This is a genomic window from Microvirga soli (genome assembly GCF_016734765.1).
GTDB lineage: Bacteria > Pseudomonadota > Alphaproteobacteria > Rhizobiales > Beijerinckiaceae > Microvirga > Microvirga soli.
This window is the reverse complement of the sequence record NZ_JAERQE010000146.1, coordinates 1-1,207: the sequence shown is the minus strand read 5'-3', so window position 1 is coordinate 1,207 and position 1,207 is coordinate 1. Positions and strand designations below refer to the sequence as shown.

Genomic DNA, 1,207 nt, shown 5'->3' with positions numbered 1-1,207 from the left:
GCCATAGCTTTTTTGAGGTTTTCGTCGATTTTGTCGAGGAAGCCGGTGGTGGAGAGCCACTTCTGCTCGGCGCCGACGAGCAGCGCCAGATCCTTGGTCATGTAGCCGGACTCCACCGTGTCCACGCACACCTTCTCCAGGGTCTGGGCAAAGCGCGCCAGCTCCTCGTTGTTGTCGAGCTTGGCCCGATGGCTCAGGCCGCGGGTCCAGGCGAAGATCGACGCGATCGAGTTGGTCGAGGTCTCCTTGCCCTTCTGGTGCTCGCGGTAGTGGCGCGTCACGGTGCCATGCGCGGCTTCCGCCTCCACCGTCTGGCCGTCCGGCGTCATCAGCACCGAGGTCATCAGGCCTAAGCTGCCGAAGCCCTGCGCCACCGTGTCGGACTGCACGTCGCCGTCGTAGTTCTTGCACGCCCACACATAGCCGCCCGACCACTTCAGGGCCGAGGCCACCATGTCGTCGATGAGCCGGTGCTCGTAGTGGATGCCGGCGGCCTGGAACTTGGCCTTGAACTCGGTGTCGTAGATCTCCTGGAAGATGTTCATGAAGCGGCCGTCGTACTGCTTCAGGATCGTGTTCTTCGTCGAGAGGTAGACCGGGTACTTGCGGTTCAGGCCGTAGTTCAGCGACGCGCGGGCAAAATCCCGGATCGACTCGTCCAGGTTGTACATGCCCATGGCGACGCCGGCGTCCGGGAACTTGAAGATCTCCTTCTCGATCACCGTGCCGTCCTCGCCCTCGAACTTCATGGTCAGGCGGCCCTTGCCGGGCACCTTGAAGTCGGTGGCCTTGTACTGGTCGCCGAAGGCGTGACGGCCGACGATGATCGGCTGGGTCCAGCCGGGCACGAGCCGCGGCACGTTCTTGCAGATGATGGGCTCGCGGAAGATCACGCCGCCGAGGATGTTGCGGATCGTGCCGTTGGGCGACTTCCACATTTCCTTGAGCTTGAACTCCTCGACGCGGCCCTCGTCCGGCGTGATGGTGGCGCACTTCACGCCGACGCCGTACTTCTTGATCGCCTCGGCGGCCTCGACCGTGACCTTGTCGTTGGTGGCGTCGCGGTGCTCGACGCCCAGGTCGTAGTACTTCAGGTCGATGTCGAGATAGGGGTGGATCAGCTTGTCTTTGATGAACTGCCAAATGATGCGGGTCATCTCGTCGCCGTCGAGCTCGACGACCGGATTGGCAACCTTGATCTTCGCCA

1 protein-coding gene is annotated in these 1,207 nt (G+C 62.7%); it reads right to left on the bottom strand.

The window, feature by feature from the left end; all coding sequences use genetic code 11:
* A partial coding sequence (locus JKL45_RS29580; protein WP_201865332.1) for an NADP-dependent isocitrate dehydrogenase occupies nucleotides 1–1,207 on the bottom strand: 1,207 nt, incomplete at both ends.